The organism is Streptomyces sp. SID4985, from assembly GCF_009863025.1.
Classification (GTDB): Bacteria; Actinomycetota; Actinomycetes; order Streptomycetales; family Streptomycetaceae; genus Streptomyces.
The window spans coordinates 1-473 of sequence record NZ_WWIR01000140.1; the positions used below are offsets into that span (position 1 = coordinate 1).

General features: G+C 77.8%; 1 pseudogene. It reads right to left on the minus strand.

Annotated features, from left to right (window positions below):
- Positions 1-120 precede the first annotated feature (120 nt).
- A pseudogene (locus GTW40_RS05435) lies at positions 121-473 on the minus strand (SGNH/GDSL hydrolase family protein); the annotation flags it as partial.

The following is a 473-nucleotide window of genomic DNA, read 5'->3' on the forward strand; positions in this document are numbered from 1 at the left end:
GTCACGGTGCACAGATTAGGTCCTCGATCTGACAACAACCCAAACGGCGCAGAAGCGACGGACGTCACACCGGCGCGAGACCACCCGCCCGGGGCGCCCAAGAGCCGGTCGTACGAGGGGTCATGGCGCCGGGGACCGGGCCGGGTGAACCGTGTCGGAGTCGGGCCGCCCCACCGGCACGCGCCGGATGCCGGGGCGGGTGGTGAACACCGGTCGCGGCGGCACCAGCGCGGCCAGCGCCCCCGCCGTCTCCGCCGACGCGCGCGCGTCCAGCTCCGCCCCCGTGCCGTGGCGTACCTCCTCGGCGGCCAGCCGCAGCAGTCCGGGCAGCAGGTCGGTGCAGCGCCGGGCCACCCAGCCGGTGCCCGCGGTGGCGAGCCACCACAGGCGGGCGGCCCGGGTCGGGGCGGGGTGTTCGGGGTCGGGGGACGGCGGGGCCCCGGTGGCGAGGCCCGCGCGGGCGAGTACGGCGT